The organism is Enterobacter sp. A103 (assembly GCF_034427535.1).
Taxonomy (GTDB): Bacteria; Pseudomonadota; Gammaproteobacteria; order Enterobacterales; family Enterobacteriaceae; genus Enterobacter; species Enterobacter asburiae_B.
The window spans coordinates 496,900-517,935 of sequence record NZ_JAXQPQ010000001.1 but is presented as its reverse complement, the minus strand read 5'-3'; the positions used below and the strand labels follow the sequence as shown (position 1 = coordinate 517,935).

Genomic DNA, 21,036 nt, shown 5'->3' with positions numbered 1-21,036 from the left:
TCCTCAAAGGATGTGGGGGGCAATACGTTCGGCGATCAGTTCGATGGACCGCAGCGTGTCGCGATGCGAGGGTTCGACCGAATGGACTTGGAATGAGATATCCGTGGCGCGCCTGAGAATGGAATCAGCATTCAGCGAATGCAGCACCGTGTCGGGCGAACCAATATGCGCGTCAAACTGGCGGCGATAATCAGTGACGTTGTCACCTTTAACCACGTGCCCGGCAGCGCGATGCTGCTGGGCCTGTTTCGTGAGGCCCGGCGTTGCGACCCTGAGCGCATAGTCGTCGCTGTCGGCGACGAACGCCGTACGGGAGGCCAGAATGCGCGGTGCGATGCCCGCAGGCAGCGCCTCAAGGTAGGCATCCACAATCGGGTTCTGGATCTCGTCGAGCGTTAAATCCAGCCGATCTGCCGGGCGCGGCTGCGTGCGGGAGAGCATTAAACCGTGTCCGGCCCGGGCGGCGCGAACGGCTCCGTCAACAGAGAAGGTGGCAATCCAGATACGGTCGGCCAGCTGTGGCGCAGGCGGGTAAAGGTGGTTATCCGGATGGGTAAGCGAATCCCCGCGCCAGGCGCTTTGGATCACATGCAAATGGTCAGCAAAGGCCGCGCCGCGCTCCTCGAACGTCAGTCCGAACGGCAGAAATGAGGTCGGTGTGCCGCCCGAACCAAAACCGACCTCAAGACGGCCATCGGCGAGTAAATCGAGCACGGCGGCATCTTCCGCGACGCGCAGCGGGTTTTCCATCGGCAGGGTGATGATGGCCGTGCCCAGCCGGATGGTTTCGGTATGCGCGGCTACGTGCGCCAGAAACAGCAGCGGCGACGGCAGGCCGCCTTCACTTTCGTGGAAGTGGTGCTGGGCAATCCAGGCGCTGTCAAAACCGTGGCGTTCGGCGTGGCGGATCTGTTCAGTTGCCAGACGATAGCGCTCCTTCGGCGCAGCGTCGTCGAGCAGGCGGGTGAAAAATCCCAGGCGTTTTCGCGTCATGCGAACTCCTCCGTAGCGGGTGAAAAATGGGGAATGGCGTCAATCAGCTCGCGGGTATAGTCGTTCTGCGGCGATGCGAATAAAGTTCCGACGTCGCCCTGTTCGACCACCTGACCGCCGCGCAGCACCGTGACGCTGTGGGCGATCCGGCGGACAGTTGACAGATCGTGCGTGATAAAGAGGTAGGTCAATCCCAGCTGCTGCTGCAGCTGCTGAAGCAGAGCCAGGATCTGCGCCTGCACGGTGACGTCCAGCGCGGAGGTGGCTTCGTCCAGCACCAGAATGGTCGGCTCCAGGATCAGCGCCCGGGCAATGGCAACGCGCTGGCGCTGTCCGCCTGAAAGCTCCCGGGCGGGGCGGGTCAGGAGTTCGACGGGCAGGGCAACCCGCTGCGCCACCGTCTCCACCCGGAGCTTTCGCTCCGCCTTGCTGAGGTGAGAAAAGTTCTTCAGGGGCTCCTCGATGATCTCGAACAGCGTCTGTCGCGGGTCGAGAGAGGCAAACGGGTTCTGGTAGACGAACTGGATCTTCTGGCGCAGCTGACGACGGGCCTCGCGGCTGAGCGCGGTGGCATCAATATCATCAATGATGACCTGTCCGCTGTCGGCCTGTTCAAACCCCAGCAAAATACGGGCGAGGGTGGTTTTCCCGGAGCCGGATTCACCGACCAGCGCATGCGTGCTGCCGCGCCTGACGTCAAACGTTACCCGATCCAGCGCCTGAAGCTGATGACCTTTGCCCAGGGAGAATTGCTTGCTGATGGCGCGGGCGCGAATGGCCGGGGACGCGAGCGGCCGACCGGCCACCGGGGCGATGGTCAGGCGCTGGCCCTGGAGATCGCTCAACAGCTGGCGGGTGTAGGCGTGCTGCGGCGTGCGGACGATATCGCCGGTGTTGCCCTGTTCCTGAACCTCGCCATCGCGAAACACCAGCAGCCTGTCCGCGCGCTGTGCGGCCAGCGCCAGATCGTGGGTGACAAACAGAACGGCGGTACCCGACTCCCGGCGCAGGATATCCAGCAGATCGAGAATACGTTTTTGCACCGTCACATCCAGCGCGCTGGTGGGCTCATCGGCAACGATCACGTCCGGGCGCAGCGCTATCGCGATGGCAATCAGCACGCGCTGTTTCATCCCGCCGGAGAGCTGATGGGGATACTGCGTCATGCGCTGTTCGGGGTGGCTCAGGCCGACCTTTGTCAGCAGGGCGAGCACCTGCTCGTCGCGCTCGGCGCGGGTCACCTTCTGGTGGAGCTGAACGATCTCTCCGACCTGCGCCCCGATGGTCTTCACCGGGTTGAGCGAATTACCCGGATCCTGCGGTACCAGGCTAATTCGCGCGCCGCGAAGGGTATCGAGGCGCTTCGCGGACCATCGGCTAATCTCCTCGCCGTTGAGCGATATTTTTCCCGCATCGCGCCGGGCGTTATCGGCCAGCAGGCCAATGATCGCCTGCGCCGTGGTCGTCTTGCCGGATCCGGATTCGCCGACGAACGCCAGCATTTCCCCTCGTCCGAGCGTGAAGCTGACGTTATGCACCACCTCTCGCCACTGGCGAGCGGAACGGTAGCTAATCGTCAAATTTTCCACTGAGAGAACGGTCATTAGCGACCTCCGCTGAACTGTTGGCTGATACGGTTGGTGGCCAGCACCACGGCGATGACGACCACGCCGGGGAAGGTGGTGAGCCACCAGGCGGTAGAGAGATAGTTACGACCTTCGGCAATCAGTAAGCCCCATTCCGGCACCGGCGGCGGGGTGCCGTAGCCGAGAAAGCTCAGCGTGGAGAGCGCCAGGATGGCCTGACCAAACTGCAGCGTGGCAAAGGCGAGGACGGCGGTTAACGCGTTGGGCAGGATGTGTCGCCACAGCACGGCGAAAAACGTCCCGCCGCTGCCAAACGCCGCTTCGACATAATCCGTATGGCGGATACGCACGACTTCACCGCGCGCGAGGCGGGCGAAGCTGGCAATGGAGGCAACGCCGACGGCAATCGCGGCGTTAACGGTGCCAAACCCGAGCAGAATAATCACCGTCAGCGAGAGCAGCAGAGACGGGATGGAGAGCAACACGTCGACGAAGCGCATCAGCAGAGACTCGACGCGCCCGGCGAACGTCCCGGCGATCACCCCTAAGCCGGTACCGACCACCAGCCCCATCGTCACGGCGGCCAGCGCCGCGCTCAGGGAGTGTGATGCACCGTAGACAATACGCGTGTAAACATCGCGGCCAAGCTGATCGGTGCCGAGCCAGTGTCCCGCCTGCGGTGCCAGGCGCTGTGCCCCGGCGATGCCCTCAATCGGGCTGTAGTGGGTTAACAGGCCGGGCGCTACGGCGGCAAAAGCGGCGAGAATAATCACCCCCCACGCCAGCCACAGTCCCGGTTGCCATTCCACGGCCTGCCAGGCTGGAACGCGTTTTTGCGCGGCGGCCGCGTAATCGACCAGACTCATGATGCACCTCCGGTAACGGTTTGCAGACGGGGATCCAGCAGCGGCATCAGCAGATCCACCAGCAGATTGATCAGGACAAAACCGAGGGCGGAAATCATCACTACCGCCTGAAGCACGGCGATATCCTGGTTATTCACCGCCTGCTGGGTCAGCTGTCCGAGCCCGCTGCGGCCAAAAACGGTTTCGGTGATCAGCGCCCCGGCAATCAGCTCGCCCAGCAGCAGCCCGGCAATGTTCAGGACCGGCAGCAGGGCGTTGCCGGTCACGTGACGCCACAGGACGGCGGTTTCACTCAGCCCTTTGGCACGGGCGACGGCGACAAAAGGCTGCGTCGCCACCTGGTCCAGACTGCGCATCAGAATTTGCGCCAGCGGGGCGGAGATCGGGATCGCGACGGTCACGATCGGCAGGATCAGCCCCTGCAGCGGCGTCGGGTTAATCACCGGGATCAGCCGCAGCTGAAAAGAAAAGAGCTGGATGAGGGCAATCCCCAGCCAGAACGTCGGTAAGGAGATAAAAAGGACCGGCAGAGACTGAAGGGTATTGCTCAGCCAGCGCAGACCCGGCAGACGCGATGCAAAGGCCAGCGCAAAGGCCAGCAGGACCGCGAGTACAAACGCGGGCAGGGCGAGGCTCAGGGTATCCGGCAGATTGCTGGCAATCAGCTCGCTGACCGGCACGCCTGCCTGTAGCGAATAGCCGAAATCCCCGCGCAGCATTGCCAGCAGCGTGTGGCCGTATTGCTGCCACAGCGGGCTGTCCGCGCCGTAGGCCACGCGCATCTCCTCGATTTGCGCCGGGCTTAAGCCAAGGTCCGGGTTCTGAAATTTAATCAGCACCGCGTCGCCCGGCAGCACCTGGAGCAACACGAACGAGAGGGTAAAGGCGGCCCACAGTACCAGCAGCCCGTGCCCAAAGCGTTGAAGAAGTGCGTGGCGCATCGTCAGCTCCTCAGTGTTTCTCAATCCACGCGCCGTAGAACGACGGGCGGCCTACCGCTTCAAAATTGACGCCTTTCAGCCACGGCGCACCGGCAAAGACCTGCGGCTCTTCGAAAATCGGAATGACGTAGGCGTTATCCAGCAGGTAGCGCTGGGCGTCCCCCGCCAGCTGCAGGCGTTTTTGCGGGTCGACCTCAGCCGAAATGTTCACCAGCAGCGCATTCAGCCTGTCGTCACGGAAGTTTTTGACCTTGTCGCTGGATCCGCCTTTTTGCAGCAGCGCGTCGCGGTTAGCCGGGTAGAACATGCTTTTCACCACGTCCGGATCGGCGCGGCCCACTTCGGAGACGGTTAACGGGGTTTTCAGCGGGTCAAGGTTATCCAGCGTGCGGCTGCCTGCGTCTCCGGCTTTGACGCTCAGCGCCACGCCCACCTGGCGCCACTGCTGGGCAACCAGCTGCAGCACCTCTTTGTTTTGCGGCTGCGGCAGGGATTCATACACCGTCAGCGCCAGACGTTGGCCGTCTTTGGCGCGGATCCCGTCGCCGCCTGCTTTCCAGCCCGCCTCGTCCAGCAGCTGGTTGGCTTTTGCCGGGTCAAAGGTCAATTTGTCGCTGAGATCGACAAAGCCTGCGGCGGAACCGGCAATCACGGACTTCGCCTGCGGATAGTTGGCCGAGAAGAGGGTCTCGACCACCTGTTTTGCATTGGTGGCATGCAGCAGCGCCTGGCGAACGCGAATATCGGAGACCAGCGGGTTATCCGGGCGGAAGCTGATGCTGTCGTTCACCCCGCGCGTCGGGGCGGCGTAGATCTTATAGCCCTGATCGGTCGCCTGCTTTTCGTCATACGCCTGCACCTGGCGAATAAAGTCGGCCTGACCGGCCAGCAGGGCGCCCACGCGCACGCTGTCTTCCTGGGTCACGATAAACTTGATGCCGTCGAGATTGGCTGGCCCCTGCTGCGCCAGATTTTTCGGCCCCCACTGGTAGTCTTTGCGCGCTTCGAGCGTCACTTCACGACCCAGCTTCTCGTCCTTCACCACAAACGGGCCGGAACCAATGATGTGGCGGGCATCTCCCAGCTCTTCGAAGTTGCGCTTCAGCGTGCTGAGCGAGACCAGACCGGAGCCAATGGTGGCGGTGCCCTGCAGGAACCCCGGCGACGGTTTTTTGAAGTAGAACTTCACGGTCAGCGGGTCGATGACTTCGCTGCGATCGTAGTTATTGATCACTTCTGACACCGGCAGGCGCTGCGCCTTATTGCCTAAACCGTAGGTATCAAAGTTTTTCGCCACGGCGTTGGCGTCGAGCGGCGTGCCGTCGGAGAAGGTGATGCCGGGACGAAGCTTAAAGGTGTATTCGGTTTTATCGGCGTTGGTGGTCCAGCTTTCGGCCACCCAGGGTTCCACCTGCAGCGTTTTTGGGTTCTGCCACGTCAGTTTGTCGGTGATTTGATTCAGAATGCCGCCGTTCGGGTAAAAGCCACCGGCAGGCGGATAGAGATTGGTGTGCGCCTGTTGCTCAAGATAAATCAGCGTGCCGCCTTTGACGGGCGCATCTGCGGCCCAGGCTGCGGTTGTCGCCAGAATCAGCGCCGTCAGCAGCGGCAGACGAAATGGGGTTTGCATGGTGAATTCCTTTGTTATCTTCTTGTTAGCGTCGGATTCATCATCGGGCGCGGGGGAAAACAAGGGAACAAAGGAATTAAGATAAGGATTGCCGGAAAATGGCTATAAAAAAACCGCCCCAGCGAGGAGCGGTAATGAAAGATGAACGATTATGAACGTAGGTCGATCACCATACGGCCGCGGATCTGGCCCTGTTCCATCTCTTTAAAGATGGCGTTGATGTCCTCGATTGGACGCATCGTGACTTTCGGCACCACCTTACCTTCAGCGGCGAACTGGAAGGCTTCCTGCAGATCCTGACGGGTGCCGACCAGCGAACCCACCACCTGGATGCCGTCCAGCACCAGACGCGGAATGTCGAGGCTCATCGCTTCCGGCGGCAGGCCAACCGCGACCACGCGGCCACCGGCACGCACGGCGTCAACGGCTGAGTTGAATGCGGCTTTTGCGACGGCAGTAACGACTGCGGCATGCGCGCCGCCGGTTTTCTCCTGCACAATTTTCGCGGCGTCTTCGCTGCGGGAGTTGATGGTTAAATCTGCACCCATGCTGGCAGCCAGCTTCAGCTGTTCGTCGTTAACGTCGAGAGCGATGACTTTGGCGTTAAAGACGTTTTTGGCGTACTGCAGCGCAAGGTTGCCCAGCCCGCCCAGACCGTAAATCGCGATCCACTGGCCTGGTTTGATTCCGGACACCTTCACCGCTTTGTAGGTGGTAACGCCGGCGCAGGTGATGCTGCTGGCCTCAGCGGATTCCAGACCGTCCGGCACTTTTACGGCGTAATCCGCGGTGACGATGCACTCTTCCGCCATGCCGCCGTCAACGGAGTAACCGGCGTTTTTCACGTCGCGGCACAGGGTTTCGTTGCCGGTATTACAGTATTCGCAGTGGCCACAGCCTTCAAAAAACCAGGCCACGCTTGCGCGGTCGCCGACTTTCAGCGACTTCACGCCGGGGCCGACTTCTTTTACGATACCAATCCCTTCGTGGCCCAGGATAACCCCGGTTTTATCGCCGAAATCACCGTTCTTCACGTGGAGATCGGTATGGCATACGCCACAGCATTCCATCTTCAGCAGGGCTTCCCCGTGCTTTAGCGGGCGTAAGGTTTTTTCGGTGATATTGACCTGATGATCCTGAGTGACAACAGCAGCCTTCATGTGTATCTCCTTGTTCATGATGAGTATCTGCATAGCAGGTGTAATACTCCTCAAGGATTAGTGGTTTGGCGCTGTAATGCAAGGCAACGGCAACATAATGTCATTATTTAATCCATTTTCAGAATAAGAATACGGCGTTCCTCTAATAATTTAGGGGGAAAATACTGGCCCGACGAGAGACTCGCCGGGCGCAGACTTACAGCTGTGCCTCTATCTCCTCAATCTCTTTACGCCATTGCGCCTGCAGCTGCGGCTTTTGATGCTTCGGCTTACGCGCCAGATCGTCTTCCAGCAGCGCTTCCAGCGCGACCAGCCGTTCGAGCAGATCGTCATACGGCGAGGGTTGAACCGTCGCCGCGTCGATGGCGGGCGCGGTGGATGTCGCCAGCCCCGCGCTTTCACGCAGGCGCTCAAACACCGCTTCTGCATCGTGCCACTCGCTCAGCTTTCCCTCTTCAATCAGCCAGAAACGGTTGCAGCTTTGGCTAATTAGCTGACGGTCGTGGCTGACCAGCAGAACGCCGCCTTCAAACTGCTGAAGGGTTTGCGCCAGCGCCTCTTTGCCTTCCATGTCGAGGTGGTTGGTCGGCTCATCCAGCATCAGCAGGCTGTAGCGGGCAAGCGTCAGGCCAACGAACAGCAGGCGCGAGCGCTCGCCGCCGCTGAGCGTGCTGACCGTTTGCCCGTGACGCGACCACGGGAAACCCGCGCTTATCAGCGCCATTTTGCGGTTCTGCGGATCCGGTGCGAAAGGCTCCAGCGCGTCGAGCAGCGTGGCGTTGTCCGCAAGCTGGTGAAGCGTCTGGTCGTAATAGCCTGGCGACACGCGCGGATGGATTTTCAACCCGCTGTTTGCGGACTCATCGGCAAACTGTTGCCAGATAAGCCTCATCAGCGACGATTTGCCGCAGCCGTTACGACCGACAATCGCCACGCGATCGCCGCTTTTTAGCCGCGCCATTTCGATGCTGAATAACGCCGGCAGGCCAGGTGCAGGAGGCACGTCGAGATTCTCCATTTCCAGCAAACGGTCGGCCCGCAGCGCGTCGCCGCGCAGGGTTAACGTCCACGGGCTGCCTGCCGTGAGCGCCGTCTGGCTCTCCTTCAGCCGTTCGACCTGTTTTTCCATCTGTTTGGCTTTGCGGGCAAGATCTTCGTTGTCGTAAACCTTGCCCCAGGTCGCCAGCCGCTTCGCGCTGGCGGACACGCGGTCGATCTCCTTTTGCTCCGCCTTGTGGCGCTGCGCGTCGCTTTCATCCTTTGCTTCAAGCGCCTTGCGGGCGGCCGTGCAGGGAAGGGCGAAGTAGTGCAGCGTTTTATCGCGCAGGATCCAGCTGCCGTTAGTGACGGCATCCAGCAGCTGTCGGTCGTGCGAGACCAGCACGAAGCTGCCTGACCAGTTCTGCAGAAAGTGTTCCAGCCAGAGCATGGTCGGCAAATCAAGGTGGTTGCTGGGTTCATCGAGCAGGAGAAGATCCGGCTCGTGAATCAGGGCCCGCGCCAGCAGCAGGCGCGTGTGCTGTCCGCCGCTCAGCGTGGCGGATTGCAGCGCCATATCCTGCGGCGTGAAGCCCATGCCTGCCAGCAGCGTTTCGGCTTTCCAGCGCAGGCTATCGCGCTCGGCTAAAGGCAGCTGTGCGAGTACGGCATCCAGCATGGTCAACGGGAAAATGGCGTCCGGGAGATGTTGCTCCACGCGCGCCATCAGGCAGTGCCCGGCCAGCGCGACCGTTCCGGCGGCGGGGGAGTCAGTGCCGTCCAGCACCTTCAGCAGCGTGCTTTTGCCGCAGCCGTTGTCGCCCAGCAGGCCAATGCGGTCGCCTTTTTTCAGCGTAAAGGAGAGTGAGTCGAAGAGCGTGCCAAACGCCGTATCAACGCGTAAAGATTGTGCAGTGAGTAAAGTGCTCATTGTTGCTTACCCAAGAGTTACAGGCATGTTTATGCCTCGTCAAACATCGCTGACGATAACTCAGTAAGCCCGAGAGAAGGGATTTCAGGGGTTGGTGTCTTCGCTCAAGCAGAAGTTATCGCAGCACGATACCGATAACGCTTGAGCTGGTGCGATCACCAAATGTATGTGAAACATTGAAAATTTCACAGTACAGCATAATTGGCCTCCTTATATATTCAGTAGGTTAATGGATGAAGGGAGTGTAGCGGGGGAAAGGGGGTTTGGCTAGTGGGTATTCAATGGTGCGGTCTGATGCCCTCACCCTAACCCTCTCCCACAGGGAGAGGGAAAACACCCCGCCCGTAGGCCCGGTAAGCGAAGCGCCACCGGGCGATTGGACCGCACTGCGTCTCCCTGTGGAAAAGGGAACGGTCAAAGCGAATTAAATCGAGGTACGACGATAGCTGCGGTATTCAGGTTTCCAGAAGTTGTCGTCGATGGCCTGCTGCAGCGCGTCGGCAGAGGTTTTCACCGCCACGCCCTGCTGCTGCGCCATTTTACCTACCGCAAACGCGATAGCGCGCGACACCTTGTGAATGTCTTTCAGCTCCGGCAGCACCAGCCCTTCACCGTTGTTGACCAGCGGCGAGTAGCCCGCGAGGGTTTCGCTCGCCGACATCAGCATTTCGTCGGTAATGCGGGACGCGCCGGACGCGATCACGCCCAGCCCAATGCCCGGGAAGATGTAAGAGTTGTTGCACTGGGCGATCGGATAGGTTTTATCCTTCCACACCACCGGGTCGAACGGGCTGCCGGTCGCGACCAGCGCGTTACCTTCGGTCCAGGCGATGATGTCCTGCGGCGTCGCCTCCACGCGGGAGGTCGGGTTGGAAAGCGGCATCACGATAGGGCGTTCGCAGTGCTTGTGCATCTCGCGAATGATCTCTTCGGTGAAGAGACCGGTTTGCCCGGAAACGCCGATCAGAATATCCGGCTTCACGTTGCGCACCACGTCCAGCAGGGAAAGGACTTCGTTGTCGGTATCCCAGTTTTTCAGGTTATCGCGCTTCTGCACCAGCTTGTTCTGGAACGGCAGCAGGTTCGGCATAGCGTCGGTCAGCAGGCCGAAACGGTCAACCATAAAGACGCGGGAGCGGGCCAGCTCTTCGCTTAAGCCTTCGCGCTGCGTCTGGGCGATGATCTGCTCGGCGATACCACAGCCCGCAGAGCCTGCGCCCAGGAAGACGATTTTCTGGTAGCTCAGCTGGCTGCCGGCTGCGCGGCTGGCAGCGATAAGCGTACCCACGGTCACGGCCGCGGTGCCCTGGATGTCGTCGTTAAAGGAGCAGATCTCATCGCGATAGCGGTTCAGCAGCGGCATCGCGTTTTTCTGCGCGAAGTCTTCAAACTGCAGCAGAACGTCCGGCCAGCGGTGCTTCACGGCCTGGATGAAGTCGTCGACAAACTGATAGTACTCGTCGTCGGTAATGCGCGGATGGCGCCAGCCCATATAGAGCGGATCGTTGAGCAACTGCTGGTTATTGGTCCCGACGTCCAGCACCACCGGCAGAGTATACGCCGGGCTGATGCCGCCGCAGGCGGTGTAGAGAGAGAGTTTACCGATTGGGATCCCCATCCCGCCAATGCCCTGGTCGCCGAGGCCGAGAATACGTTCGCCGTCGGTCACCACAATCACTTTGATATTGTGGTTTGGCACGTTCTGCAGAATATCGTCCATGTTGTGACGGTTCTGATAGGAGATGAAAACCCCGCGTGAACGACGGTAGATCTCTGAGAAACGCTCGCAGGCCGCACCCACCGTCGGGGTGTAGATCACCGGCATCATCTCTTCGAGATGGTTCTGCACCAGGCGATAGAAGAGGGTTTCATTGGTGTCCTGAATGTTGCGCAGGTAGATGTGCTTGTCGATTTCGGTTTTGAAACCCTGATACTGGATCCACGCGCGCTCCGCCTGTTCTTCAATGGTTTCAACCACTTCGGGCAGTAAACCCAGCAGGTTAAAGCTGCTGCGCTCTTCCATGCTGAAGGCGCTGCCTTTGTTGAGCAGGGGGAATTCGAGTAAAACCGGTCCGGCGTATGGGATGTATAAGGAACGATGTTTTTTCAGTTTGTTGTCCATGTCACTCACTCTTTTTATGAAGATCCGTCCCTGACACTGCTGTTTGTCATCTTTCTGGCCTGTGCGATGGGGTGCGGTCAGGCGGTATTATAAAGGAGCTAAATATTAATTACCGCAACACATAAACAAAAACACCATCGGGATTACCGATGGTGTTCTGGATCTCAGTCTGGAACTTACTTGCCGGCGTGGCGTTTTCTGCCGGTGGCGTGGGTGACCTGCGTTTCGTGGTCGCCTTCAATCACCACTTTACGCTGATTTGAAAGCTTGTAGTTCAGTCCCAGAATATGGCGTGCCTGACGGTTCGATTTCATGTTAACTCCTCAATCCTGTTGATAGTTTTAAGGACCAGTTTGCTCACGCAAACGAAATGTAACCCCTTAGGTTGCAGATCCAGCTTAGCAGGTTTTTACAAGGGTGCGTTTTGCCCGCTGACGACGTAGTTAATGGTCTGCTGGTAGATGTCACTGAGGATGTCATTATCCGTGGATTCCACCCATTTGGTCAGTTCCATCAAAATGTCATCTTCAGTCACAGCACCGTGCTCGGCGTGAAGACCCTGCGCAATCGCGTTAACGAGTTCAGGTTGTGCTGCTGCGGTATTAGCCGGGTAATAAGTAAACATGCTGCCTCCGTGTCGTTGTCTGTTTAATGGTACGGCTCGCAAAAAATTTAATTCATAAACAGAATGGCAAATATTTTCCCGGTTGTGGTTCAGATTCATCTTAGAAATAAAAATGACATAAGTGCATGCTTTTATGCGCTTTTAAAAGGTGTGGCTATATCGGCGGGTAACGGCGGGGATATTTTGGCGGTGCTCCTGCTATCGCGGAAATATAGCAGGAGCCGTTTTTAAATTACCACTTCATTTCGCCAGTATTCACTTTGGCGCTTAATTCCAGCGAGCTTTCATCAGCCAGGCCTGGATACTGTTTTTTCAGGGTGCTAATGACGCCTGCGGAATCTTTATGCGCGGCTAAAGCCTTTTCAAAGCGCTGCAGATAGTCGCGGGTAAACTCAATCGCGCCAGTGCCCGCTGGAGGAGTGCCCAGGTAGTGGCCCGGGATCACGCGTTCAGGTTTGTGCGCGGCCATATTCTCCAGCGTTTCCTGCCACTGCTTGCGGCTTTCCGGCGTCTGGGTGTCTGCCGTCCAGACGTGAATACCCCAGGCTACCCCGGTGCCGCCGAGGATCGTTTTTGCCGACGGGATCCACACATAGGCCGCATAGCTGTCTGGCTGTTCGATATCGATCTTTTCCCCGTCAACCATGAACGTGGTGGAGGCAAGCACCTGCGGGACGACCAGCTCCGTTGGCGCGCCGTCCTTCATCTGTGGCCCCCAGAAGGCGAGCTTGGCGTCTTTGGTGGCTTTAATATGGTCAACCACATGCTGTGTGGCCACCACTTTGGCATTCGGGAAGGCTTTGACCAGCGGCTGCAGGCCAAAATAGAAATCCGGATCGCCGGAGGTGATCACAATCTTGTTCAGGGTTTTACCGCTGCGGCGAATTTTCTCTACCAGCGCTTCGCCATCCTTCACGCTGAACTGCGCGTCAAACAGCACCGCCTCTTTCGGGCCGGAAACCAGCGTGGAGGAGACCGGGAAAATGCCTTTTTCCTGCGGGTTATAGGTATCAATGGTCAACGGCGCGGCAAAAACCGCCGGAGTGAAAAGGGTGGAAAGCAGGGCAAGGTGAGTGAATTTCATGCTGTTGTCTCTGTTGTTCAGGAATGTGTCTATTGTACGGATATTCTCATTTGCCAGAATTCCTGAAACAAGACATGCTTAGTTTCATAAATCGAGCAAATGGAGCTTATATGGATCGCGTTATCGCCGCTCAGGTCTACAACCGGATATGCGAGCTGGGCAGTTTGAGCGCGGCGGCCCGCGCGTTGGGCATTTCCCGACCGATGGTGAGCCGCTACCTTGAACAAATGGAGAAGTGGGCGGGAACGCGGCTGGTAAACCGCTCCACGCGCAAGCTGACGCTGACCGCGGCAGGGGAAAAGGTGCTGCAAAAAACGCGGACGCTCTCGCAGATTTCGCAGGAAATCGAGGGCCAGTCGGAGAAAGATCTGCCGTCCGGCACGCTGCGGGTGGCCTGCGCCCATTTTACCGCCATGCACCTGATTGCGCCGGTCCTGCCCGGTCTGCTCTCGCGCTACCCGCAGCTGCGCATCGAGCTGGACGTGAATAACCACCCGGTCAGCCTGGTGGGAGAGCGCATTGATGTCGCCGTGCGCATTACCGACAACCCCGAACCCGGCATGATTGCCCGCCGGCTGGGGGAATGTCGCTCGGTGCTCTGCGCCTCGCCGGAGTACCTGGCACAGCACGGTACCCCCGTCAGCCCCGAAGAATTAGCGCAGCACAACTGCCTGCACTACAGCTTTTTCGCCGGGCAGTCCTGGCACTTTCTGACGCCGGAAGGTGAAAGCCTGAGCGTGGCTGTCAGCGGCAACCTGAGCGCCAGCATCTCTTCGCTGTTGATGGACGCGGCGATTAAGCACAGCGGTATCGCCATGCTGCCGGAGCGCGAAGCGTCTGCCGCGCTGGAACAGGGATTACTGGTGCCGGTGCTGGAGGCGCTTGAGCCGAAACCGCTTGCCATCCATGGCATTTATCAGTCCCGGGAATACCAGCCTGCCGCGCTGCGCGTGTTCCTCGACGAACTGTCGCGCTACCTGGCATAAGAAGGGATTACTTCGCCTTTAGCCAGGGAGACGTCGTGCTCCAGAAAATAATATCGGCACCGAGATAACTTTCGCCGAAGCGGACAAATTCCGCTTTGGTGAACGGTTTTCCGGTCTGAGGATCCTTATAGGTCAGGGTCGGTTCCTGAACCGCCATGGCGATGAGCGGCAGCGTCTGTTTATTTTTATGGAAGAAGGGATAGGCATTCTTCATGTGGGCCTTGCGGTTGGGAACAATGTCTGGCCCACCCAGGCCGACGTTGTTGGCGCTGGCATACGCAAACAGACGCCCCATGTAGTTGTGGTCATTATCCCATTCGCACGGCCAGAAGTTCACGTACTGCACCACGTGTGATTTCTGAAAAGCCTTACGCGCAAAGGCCAGGTTTTCCATTTCACCCGCGAAATAGCTGTCGCAGGTAAACCCGACGGGCGGATTTTTTTCGTCGAGATCAATGGCGGTTTCGGGCAGGTTTACCCCATACACCTCGCCATCAAAGCGTTTCGCGAGGGCGGCAAGCAGTGCCTGGTAGCGCTGGCGCACGGCGGGATCCCACTGACGCGCCACCCATCCTGAACCGACCGGCTTGCCTTCGCCGGGGTTATCGAACTGCGGCGCAATCCCGCCACCGTACTGCGTGTCGCGCATCAGATAGTCCGGAACGTAGCGGGCGTCCGGCTCAAAGAAACGGTCCTGGATTTGAATAAAGAGTTTTTTTCCGGCGGCCTTAACGCGCGCCAGATCCTGTTCAATCCGCGAGAAGTCATAGCTGTCCTTCTCGGGTTCCAGCAGGCGCCAGTTGTAAACGATCTGCACGCCGCCGATATCGCTTCGCGTAACAAGCGGGAACGCCGCGTCGAGATCGCCCGAGCTGGTATAGATAAAGTTCTCCGGCGTTTTCGCCAGTGAAGAGAGCGACAGAGCCAGCGTGGTCACGGCAACGGCCATCCTGATTTTTAGCGCCATATCATTATCCTTTTTGTTGGTACAGCAGGTGAAAGTCCTGGAATTGTCTGTGTTCCAGGGTGGGTCAGATGCGTAGTCTATACTTAACCCTTTGTAAGCCAAAAGGAGAGCAAGAATGACTATTCATAAGCACGGTTCGGCACACTGGTCTGGCGACATTAAGCGCGGAAAAGGAACGGTTTCCACCGAGAGCGGCGTTCTCAATCAGCAGCCTTATGGTTTCAATACCCGCTTTGAGGGCGAAAAGGGGACCAACCCCGAAGAGCTGATTGGCGCGGCACATGCGGCCTGCTTCTCAATGGCGCTGTCGCTGATGCTCGGCGAAGCGGGCTATACTGCCGATTCCATTGATACTACGGCGGACGTCTCGCTGGATAAAACCGACGGCGGCTTTGCCATCACTAAGGTTGCCCTGAAAAGCAAGGTGACCGTTCCAGGCATTGCCCCGCAGCAGTTCGACGGCATTATTCAGAAAGCAAAAGCGGGCTGTCCGGTCTCGCAGCTTCTGAAAGCCGAGATTACTCTGGACTATAAGCTTAACTAAGCCCCAGCCGGGTTCGCGCCCGGCTATCCCTTCAGCGCGGCAGGGAACACCTCCGCCAGCCAGGCAATAAATACCTTAAGACGGTGCGTTAAATGCCGATTCTGCGGGTAAACCACATGAAACGGATATGCGGCAGGACGCCAGTCGCCCAGAATCGCCGTCAGCGTCCCCGCCTGCAAATCCCCCTTTGCCGAATACTCAAACGTTTGAACGATTCCCAGCCCCGCCGCGGCAGCCGCCAGATGGGCATTACTTTCATTGACGCCGAGATAGTGCGGAATGTTGATTTCCAGCGCCTCGCCGTTCTGCCGGAAGCGAAACGGAAAGGGCCGTCCGGTGACGGGCGAGAGATAGCTAATCAGCTTGTGGCCGTTGCGCAGCTCCTGCGGATAGGCCGGGACGCCATGATTTCTCAGGTAACCCGGCGTCGCGCAGGTGACCATTTCCGCGTTTCCGAGATGACGGGCAATGAGGGTCGAGTCGTCCAGCGGACCGCCGCGGATCACGCAGTCTACGTTACCGCTGATGAGATCGACCGGCCGGTCGGCCACGCCAAGGTCGATGCGGATATCCGGGTAGCGCCGCATAAAGTCCGGCAGCAGGGGGATGAGCACGTCCCGGGCGGTGGAGCCGCCCACGTCAACCCGCAAATGCCCTTTTGGCGTCGCGCGGGAAACGCGAAACGAGGTGTCGATATCTTCGATATCAATCAGCACCCTGAGCGCTTTTTCATAGTATTCCATCCCTTCAGGCGTCGCGACCACCCGGCGAGTGGTGCGGTGCAGAAGGCGTATCTCAAGGTGCGCCTCAAGCGATTTGACCAGCTTGCTCAGCGTGGCGATCGGCATATTCAGCGAGTCCGCCGCGCGGGTAAAGCTGCCGGATTCCACGACCCGCGTAAAGGCGCGCATCGCCATGAGCTGGTCCATGATGACCTCGGATTATTTCTGTTTGTGAATAGTCATTTTCATTTTTGCCCGTTTTTCACTAATGCCGCAAGGGCTAAAGTTTGTCCAACGCAAACCCAACAAAAGGTAAATGACATGAACACGACTCTCTCAGGAAAAATTGCACTGGTCACCGGCGGCAGCACCGGTATTGGTCTTGCCACGGCGCAGGAGCTGGCGGCGCAGGGCGCGAAGGTGTACATCACCGGTCGTCGCCAGGCCGAGCTGGACGCGGCGGTGGCGGAAATTGCTTCACCCGCAGTGGGCATTCGCGCGGACGTCTCAAAGCTTGCCGATCTGGATGAGGTTTATGCCCGTATAGCAAAAGAAGAAGGCCGTCTTGATATCCTGTTCGCCAATGCCGGTGGCGGCGATATGCTGCCGCTGGGCGCGATCACCGAAGAGCAGTTTGACCGGATTTTTGGCACCAACGTCCGCGGAGTGCTGTTCACGGTGCAGAAGGCGCTGCCGCTGCTGTCCGCCGGATCGTCGATTATTCTGACCGGATCGACGGTGTCCATTAAAGGGACGGCCAACTTCAGCGTCTACAGCGCCAGCAAGGCCGCCGTGCGCAACTTTGCCCGCTCCTGGGCGCTGGATTTGCAGGGCCGCGGGATCCGCGTCAACGTGGTGAGCCCGGGCCCGATCAAAACGCCAGGTCTCGGCGATCTGGTGCCGGAAGAACATCGTCAGGGGCTGTACGACGCGCTGGCCGCTCAGGTACCGCTCGGCCGCTTAGGCGCGCCGGGTGAGGTGGGGAAAGCGGTGGCGTTTCTGGCCTCCGACGCGGCCAGCTTTATTAACGCCACCGAGCTGTTTGTGGACGGCGGGATGGCGCAAATCTAATCCAGACTGCGCCAGCATCGGACGTTACGGCCCTCGCGTGAGGGCTGTAGCGGCTGGGGACGTTCACACCCCTGCGCTGCCATTGGACAACGTTCGCGGAAAAAACAGCCTTCGGGCAGATGACGATTGCCGGGAAGCTCCGTTTTGCGCAACGCCAGATTTTCATCCAGCGGTTCACCGGTGCGGGGAACCGAGTCGAGCAACAGACGGGTATAGGGATGGCGCGGCTCGCCAAGCACCTGCGCGGCGCTGCCCAGCTCCACAATCTGCCCGAGGTACATCACCGCCACCCGGTCGCTCATGTGTCTGACCACCGAGACGTTATGCGAAATTAACACGTAGGTCAGATTACGCTGCTGCTGCAGGTTCACCAGCAGGTTGAGGATTTGCGCCTGCACGGAGATATCCAGCGCGCTGGTGGGTTCATCAAGCACGATAATATCGGGGTCGGACGACAGCGCCCGGGCGACGGCAATGCGCTGGCGCTGCCCGCCGGAGAAGGCGTGCGGAAGCCTGTCGAGATATTCCGGGCGAATGCCCACCTGCAGCGCCAGATCCTCCGCCAGCTGACGGCGCACGCGCTCGCTGCTGCGTTTTTGCACCCACACCGGCTCGGTGATGATGCGCCAGACCGGCAATCGCGGGTCGAGGGAGGAGAGCGGATCCTGAAACACCATCTGCATGCCGCCCGCGTGGTGCGCCCGCTGGCACGCGCCGGTGCTGGGCTTAAGCATGCCCATCAGCAGCTGGGCCAGCGTGCTTTTCCCGCAGCCGGACTCACCGACAATGCCCAGCGTTTCCCCGCGACGGATCTGGAGATCGAGCCCGTTGAGGGCATGGACCTGTTCCGTTACGCGGCCCAGCCAGTTTTTGCGCGCCGCAAAGTTCACGTGCACGCTATCCAGTTCCAGCAGTACATCAGACATGGTGTTTCTCCCGTTGCGGATACCAGCAGGCGGCCTGTTGGCCTTCTGCGCCATTAGGCTGTAAGCGCGGCGTTTCGCTGCATTTCGCCCCGGCGGCAAAGCAGCGCTCGCGGAAGGCGCAACCCTGCGGAAGCTGGCTGAGGTTGGGCACCGTGCCTGGGATGGCGGGAAGCAGGTCGCGCGGCTGGCCATTTTCCGGCGCGCACCGCAGCAGGCCGATGGAGTAGGGGTGCACGGGTCGGTGGATCAGCGTTTGCGTGGCACCGCTCTCGATCACGCTGCCCGCATACATTACGTACATTCTGTCGCAGAGCTGCGACACCACGGCCATATCATGGCTGATAAACAGCACCGAGGTCCCGCTGGCCCGTGCCTTATGCTTCAGCAGGCGCAGCACCTGGAGCTGGACGGTAACGTCCAGCGCGGTGGTCGGTTCGTCGGCGACGATCAGCTCCGGCTCACAGGAGAAGGCAAGGGCGATCATCACCCGCTGGCGCATGCCGCCGGAGAGTTCAAACGGATAACGCTCCATGACCTGCTTCGCGTCCGGGATTTGCATCTCTTCCAGCAGGGTAATCGCCTTCTGCTGCGCCTCGCGCCGCGAAAGCGGCTGATGCTGGCGGATCACCTCCACCATCTGTTTGCCAATCCGCCGCGTCGGGTTGAGGGCGGTCATAGGCTCCTGAAAAATCATCGCCACTCGGGCACCGCGCCACTGGCGAAGCTGCTTCTCGGAAGCCGTCAGGACGTTTTCACCGAGTAACTTCACCTGTCCGTGATGAATACGGTAGCTCCCTTCCGGCAGCAGCCGCATGGCGAGCATGGCGGTCACGGACTTGCCCGATCCCGACTCGCCCACCACGCCGACGATTTCGCCCCTGCCGATCTCCAGCGAGACGTGGTTCAGCGCGTGGACCTCACCGCGAAAAACCGGGAAGCTCAGGTGCAGGTCCTCAATACGTAATACCGGTTCGGTCATCACTGTTTTCCTCCTGACTTCGGATCCAGCAGATCGCGGATACCGTCGCCAAACAGGTTAAAGCCCACGGCGGTAATCAAAATCGCCGCACCGGGAAAGGCGCAGTACCACCACTGGTCCAGGACGTAGTTACGGCCAACGGCTACCATCGCCCCCCATTCGGCGGTCGGCTGCTGCGCGCCAAGGCCGATAAACCCCAGCGTGGCGGCCATCAGAATGGCGCTGCCGATGTCCAGCGAAGCCTGCACAATCAGCGGCGGCAGGGCGTTGCGCAGGATATGCCAGCGGATCAAATGCCACCGGGACGCGCCAAACGTGCGGGCGGCCTGAACGTAGGTAAACTGGCGCACCACCAGGGTTTGCCCGCGCGCCAGGCGGACGTAAAACGGGATGCGGACAATCGCAATCGCCAGCATGGCGTTGAACAGGCTCGGCCCGAGCGCGGCGGCCAGCGCCATGGTCAGCACCAGGGAGGGAATGGAGAGCATGATGTCCATCACCCGCATGATGATGGCGTCGCCGCGTCCGCCCAGTACGCCGGAAAAACAGCCCAGCAGCGAGCCAATGCCGCCCGCAATCGCCACCACCGCCAGCCCGGCGGTAATCGACTGCTGGCTGCCCGTCAGCACGCGGCTGAACAGGTCGCGTCCCACCTCATCGGTACCAAACCAGTGTTGCGCAGACGGCGCCTGCAGGCGGGCGGTCAGATCCAGCGCGTTCGGATCATGTGGAACGATCCACGGCGAAGCCACCATCAGGAAGAGCATCGCAATCATAATGACGCCGCCAACGATCGTGAGCGGGCTTTGACGCAGCATCCAGAACAGCTTTGCCCAGTTGATGCGTTGTCCGGCGGTTTTAGCCGGGACGGGCGTTTCCTGCGTTAACATCATTCGGCACCTCCGCGCCCGATTCGCGGGTCAATCCACAGGTAAAGCAGATCGACCACCAGATTAACCAGCACGTAGGCCAGCGAAACGACGACGGCAAAGCCCATCACGGCAGGGAAATCGAGCGCCTGAATGGACGTCACTACCCAGGCGCCCATGCCCGGCCAGGCAAAGACGGTTTCAGTCAGCACGGCGCCGTAAAGCAGATCGCCCAGCGCCAGCCCGAGCACGGTGATGGACGGGATCATCGCATTGGGCAGGGCGTAGCGCAGGACGATGTACCAGCCGGGCAGGCCGCTGGCGCGCGCGGTGCGGATGTAGTCTTCGCTAAGCTGCTCCAGCATCGCCGAGCGGACCTGGCGCGCCACGATCCCCAGGTGAACAAACGCCAGCGTCAGCGAGGGTAGAATCAGGTGCTGAAGCGCGTTGAAGAACACCTCACCGTTGCCCTCCAGCAGCGCGTCCAGCAGATAAAAGCCGGTGACGTGCGTCGGCGGATCGAGCCAGTCGTCCAGCCTGCCGCCGCCCGGCAGGATCTGCAGGTGCCCGTAGAACAGCACGATGACGCCCAGCCCGAGCCAGAAGGCCGGCGTGGAGATCCCGGTCATCGCCATTAAACGCACCAGGTGATCCAGCCAGCGGTTGCGGTACACCGCCGACAAAATCCCCAGCGGCACGCCGATGACCAGCGCCAGCAGCAGAGAACAAAAGGCCAGCTCCAGCGTAGCGGGGAAAAAGGCCTTCAGGTCTTCCGCGACCGGGCGTCCGGTGCGGATGGACGTGCCTAAATCACCGTGCGCCAGAGCGTCCACGTAGCGGCCAAACTGCACATACAGGGGCTGGTCCAGCCCTAACTGCTGGCGGATGTTCTGCACGATTTCGTCGCTGGCGCGGTCGCCGGCCAGCAGACGGGCCGGATCGCCGGGGATCAGGTGTGAAATAATAAAGGTGATAATACAGACACCGGCCACCACCAGGATTAACCCCCAGCAGCGCTGGCGCACTATGCTCCAGAACGTCATACGCTTTCCCCCG

At 59.8% G+C, this 21,036-nt stretch carries 20 protein-coding genes; 3 read left to right on the top strand and 17 right to left on the bottom strand.

Annotation, left to right across the window (positions count from 1 at the left end; genetic code table 11):
• Nucleotides 1-3: 3 nt before the first annotated feature.
• The 11 genes from SPH27_RS02490 to SPH27_RS02440 all read right to left on the bottom strand — a co-directional run bounded on the left by SPH27_RS02490 (nt 4) and on the right by SPH27_RS02440 (nt 12,916).
• The gene (locus tag SPH27_RS02490) at nt 4-993 is read right to left on the bottom strand and encodes a putative FMN-dependent luciferase-like monooxygenase (protein WP_126327653.1); all 990 of its coding nucleotides are present in this window, start codon (nt 991-993) and stop codon (nt 4-6) included.
• Nucleotides 990-2,597, bottom strand: a complete 1,608-nt coding sequence (locus tag SPH27_RS02485; RefSeq protein WP_182072891.1) for a dipeptide ABC transporter ATP-binding protein — start codon at nt 2,595-2,597, stop codon at nt 990-992. The genes SPH27_RS02490 and SPH27_RS02485 overlap by 4 nt, the downstream gene beginning before the upstream one ends.
• Entirely contained in the window at nt 2,597-3,445 is an 849-nt protein-coding gene (locus SPH27_RS02480) for an ABC transporter permease (protein ID WP_182072892.1), read from the bottom strand. The genes SPH27_RS02485 and SPH27_RS02480 overlap by 1 nt, the downstream gene beginning before the upstream one ends.
• Complete coding sequence (locus tag SPH27_RS02475; protein WP_024909556.1) at nt 3,442-4,386, bottom strand: ABC transporter permease; 945 nt, start codon at nt 4,384-4,386, stop codon at nt 3,442-3,444. The genes SPH27_RS02480 and SPH27_RS02475 overlap by 4 nt, the downstream gene beginning before the upstream one ends.
• A gap of 10 nt (nt 4,387-4,396) precedes the next feature.
• Nucleotides 4,397-6,016 (bottom strand): TIGR04028 family ABC transporter substrate-binding protein, encoded by a 1,620-nt coding sequence (locus SPH27_RS02470; protein ID WP_094935007.1) that lies wholly within the window; start codon nt 6,014-6,016, stop codon nt 4,397-4,399.
• A gap of 149 nt (nt 6,017-6,165) precedes the next feature.
• Entirely contained in the window at nt 6,166-7,176 is a 1,011-nt protein-coding gene (gene adhP, locus SPH27_RS02465) for an alcohol dehydrogenase AdhP (RefSeq protein ID WP_182072893.1), read from the bottom strand.
• A 196-nt stretch (nt 7,177-7,372) separates the two neighbouring features.
• Complete coding sequence (locus SPH27_RS02460; RefSeq protein WP_182072894.1) at nt 7,373-9,085, bottom strand: ABC-F family ATP-binding cassette domain-containing protein; 1,713 nt, start codon at nt 9,083-9,085, stop codon at nt 7,373-7,375.
• Nucleotides 9,086-9,509: 424 nt separating this feature from the next.
• Nucleotides 9,510-11,207, bottom strand: a complete 1,698-nt coding sequence (locus SPH27_RS02455; protein ID WP_039262819.1) for an NAD-dependent malic enzyme — start codon at nt 11,205-11,207, stop codon at nt 9,510-9,512.
• A 176-nt stretch (nt 11,208-11,383) separates the two neighbouring features.
• Nucleotides 11,384-11,521, bottom strand: coding sequence for a stationary-phase-induced ribosome-associated protein (gene sra / locus SPH27_RS02450; protein WP_008501714.1), 138 nt, complete (start codon nt 11,519-11,521; stop codon nt 11,384-11,386).
• A 95-nt stretch (nt 11,522-11,616) separates the two neighbouring features.
• Entirely contained in the window at nt 11,617-11,832 is a 216-nt protein-coding gene (gene bdm, locus SPH27_RS02445; protein ID WP_013096534.1) for a biofilm-dependent modulation protein, read from the bottom strand.
• 232 nt (nt 11,833-12,064) lie between these two features.
• Nucleotides 12,065-12,916: a Vmh family MBL fold metallo-hydrolase gene (locus SPH27_RS02440; RefSeq protein WP_048981277.1), complete on the bottom strand. Its 852-nt coding sequence runs from the start codon at nt 12,914-12,916 to the stop codon at nt 12,065-12,067.
• 110 nt (nt 12,917-13,026) lie between these two features.
• On the opposite strand from SPH27_RS02440, the gene SPH27_RS02435 reads away from it, so the two are divergent.
• Nucleotides 13,027-13,902 (top strand): LysR family transcriptional regulator, encoded by an 876-nt coding sequence (locus SPH27_RS02435; protein WP_182072895.1) that lies wholly within the window; start codon nt 13,027-13,029, stop codon nt 13,900-13,902.
• A 7-nt stretch (nt 13,903-13,909) separates the two neighbouring features.
• Here the strand turns inward: SPH27_RS02435 and SPH27_RS02430 are convergent, their stop codons facing one another.
• Nucleotides 13,910-14,869: a hypothetical protein gene (locus tag SPH27_RS02430; protein ID WP_182072896.1), complete on the bottom strand. Its 960-nt coding sequence runs from the start codon at nt 14,867-14,869 to the stop codon at nt 13,910-13,912.
• A gap of 115 nt (nt 14,870-14,984) precedes the next feature.
• On the opposite strand from SPH27_RS02430, the gene SPH27_RS02425 reads away from it, so the two are divergent.
• A complete protein-coding gene (locus tag SPH27_RS02425; RefSeq protein WP_023311893.1) occupies nt 14,985-15,413 on the top strand; it encodes an OsmC family protein in 429 nt (142 codons plus the stop codon).
• A 23-nt stretch (nt 15,414-15,436) separates the two neighbouring features.
• Here SPH27_RS02425 and SPH27_RS02420 read toward each other — a convergent pair whose 3' ends face one another.
• The gene (locus SPH27_RS02420) at nt 15,437-16,342 is read right to left on the bottom strand and encodes a LysR family transcriptional regulator (protein WP_182072897.1); all 906 of its coding nucleotides are present in this window, start codon (nt 16,340-16,342) and stop codon (nt 15,437-15,439) included.
• A 114-nt stretch (nt 16,343-16,456) separates the two neighbouring features.
• Here SPH27_RS02420 and SPH27_RS02415 point away from each other — a divergent pair, with 114 nt between their 5' ends.
• A complete protein-coding gene (locus SPH27_RS02415) occupies nt 16,457-17,206 on the top strand; it encodes an SDR family NAD(P)-dependent oxidoreductase (RefSeq protein ID WP_182072898.1) in 750 nt (249 codons plus the stop codon).
• On the opposite strand, the gene SPH27_RS02410 is transcribed toward SPH27_RS02415, so the two are convergent.
• The 4 genes from SPH27_RS02410 to SPH27_RS02395 are packed head-to-tail and all read right to left on the bottom strand — an operon-like array spanning nt 17,203 to nt 21,023.
• Nucleotides 17,203-18,132: an oligopeptide/dipeptide ABC transporter ATP-binding protein gene (locus SPH27_RS02410; RefSeq protein WP_182072899.1), complete on the bottom strand. Its 930-nt coding sequence runs from the start codon at nt 18,130-18,132 to the stop codon at nt 17,203-17,205. The two genes, SPH27_RS02415 and SPH27_RS02410, sit on opposite strands and share 4 nt — an antisense overlap.
• Nucleotides 18,125-19,111 (bottom strand): ABC transporter ATP-binding protein, encoded by a 987-nt coding sequence (locus SPH27_RS02405; RefSeq protein ID WP_182072902.1) that lies wholly within the window; start codon nt 19,109-19,111, stop codon nt 18,125-18,127. The genes SPH27_RS02410 and SPH27_RS02405 overlap by 8 nt, the downstream gene beginning before the upstream one ends.
• Nucleotides 19,111-20,004, bottom strand: a complete 894-nt coding sequence (gene ddpC, locus SPH27_RS02400) for a D,D-dipeptide ABC transporter permease (RefSeq protein ID WP_029740902.1) — start codon at nt 20,002-20,004, stop codon at nt 19,111-19,113. Before ddpC ends, SPH27_RS02405 begins: the two co-directional genes overlap by 1 nt.
• Complete coding sequence (locus tag SPH27_RS02395; protein WP_033145620.1) at nt 20,001-21,023, bottom strand: ABC transporter permease; 1,023 nt, start codon at nt 21,021-21,023, stop codon at nt 20,001-20,003. The genes ddpC and SPH27_RS02395 overlap by 4 nt, the downstream gene beginning before the upstream one ends.
• Nucleotides 21,024-21,036 lie beyond the last annotated feature (13 nt).